Annotated in this window: 1 protein-coding gene; it reads right to left on the bottom strand. The window is 65.6% G+C overall.

Translation table 11 applies throughout. The features are described 5' to 3' along the window. Position 1 precedes the first annotated feature (1 nt). Positions 2 to 1652 (bottom strand): electron transfer flavoprotein-ubiquinone oxidoreductase (locus tag WS75_RS01060; RefSeq protein WP_059678773.1); only part of this gene is annotated, 1651 nt, incomplete at its 5' end.

Genomic DNA, 1652 nt, shown 5'->3' with positions numbered 1-1652 from the left:
GTTACATGTTCGGGTAATTCGGCCCGCCGCCGCCTTCCGGCGTGACCCACACGATGTTCTGCGTCGGGTCCTTGATGTCGCACGTCTTGCAGTGCACGCAGTTCTGCGCGTTGATCACCAGCCGGTCGCTGCCGTCGTCGTTCTTCACGAACTCGTACACCGCCGCCGGGCAGAAGCGCCCCTCCGGCCCCGCGTAGGTCCGCAGGTTCACGTTCACCGGCACGTTCGCATCCTTCAGCGTCAGGTGCGCCGGCTGGTTTTCCTCGTGGTTCGTGTTCGAGATGAACACCGACGACAGCCGGTCGAACGTCAGCTTGCCGTCCGGCTTCGGATACTCGATCGGCGTGCATTGCGAGGCCGGCTTCAGCATCTCGTGATCCGCATGCTTGTGGTGCAGCGTCCACGGCACGTTGCCGCCCATCACCTTCTGCTCGAGCCCGACCATCAGCGTGCCCAGGTACAGGCCCTTCGCCATCCACTGCTTGAAGTTGCGTGCGCGGTACAGCTCCGTATGCAGCCACGACTGCTTGAAGGCGTCCGGATACGCGTTGAGCTCGTCGCTCTGACGGCCGGCCTGCAGCGCGTCGAACGCGGCGTCCGCCGCCAGCATGCCCGTCTTGATCGCCGCGTGGCTGCCCTTGATCCGCGATGCGTTCAGGAAGCCCGCGTCGTCGCCGATCAGCGCGCCGCCCGGGAACACCGTCTTCGGCAGCGACAGCAGGCCACCGGCCGTGATCGCCCGCGCGCCGTACGACACGCGCTTGCCGCCTTCCAGGAACGCGCGGATCGACGGGTGCGTCTTGTAGCGCTGGAATTCCTCGAACGGCGACAGGTACGGGTTCGTGTAGCCCAGGCCCACCACGAAGCCGACCACGACCTGGTTGTTGTCCATGTGATACAGGAACGAGCCGCCGTAGGTGTCCGACTTCAACGGCCAGCCGGCCGTGTGGATCACGAGGCCCGGCTTGTGCTTGGCCGGATCGATTTCCCACAGTTCCTTGATGCCGATCCCGTACGCTTGCGGATCGGCGTTCGCGTCGAGCTTGAACTTCGAGATCAGCTGGCGGCCGAGGTGGCCGCGGCAGCCTTCGGCGAACAGCGTGTACTTCGCGTGCAGCTCCATGCCGAGCTGGAAGTTCTCGGTCGGCTCGCCGTCCTTGCCCACGCCCATGTTGCCGGTGGCGACGCCCTTCACCGAGCCGTCGTCGTTATAGAGAATCTCGGCAGCCGGGAAGCCCGGGAAGATCTCGACGCCCAGGGCTTCCGCCTGTTGGCCGAGCCAGCGCGTGACGTTGCCCAGCGAGATCACGTAGTTGCCGTGGTTCTTGAAGTTGTCGGGCAGCGCCCAGTTCGGCGTCGTGATCGCGCTCTTTTCCGACAGGAACAGGAAGCGGTCTTCGGTCACCTCGACATCGAGCGGTGCACCGCGTTCCTTCCAGTCGGGGAACAGTTCGGTGATCGCGCGCGGGTCCATCACCGCGCCCGACAGGATGTGCGCGCCGATCTCGGAACCCTTCTCGAGCACGCACACGCCGATCTCGGTGCCTTTCTCGGCAGCCAGCTGCTTGAGCCGGATCGCCGCCGACAGCCCGGCGGGGCCGCCGCCGACGATCACGACGTCGTATTCCATCGATTCGCGCGGGCCGTATTGC

The organism is Burkholderia sp. FL-7-2-10-S1-D7 (genome assembly GCF_001524185.1).
Lineage (GTDB): Bacteria > Pseudomonadota > Gammaproteobacteria > Burkholderiales > Burkholderiaceae > Burkholderia > Burkholderia diffusa.
Note: the sequence above shows the minus strand (reverse complement) of the source record. Positions and strands in the feature narration are given on the sequence as shown.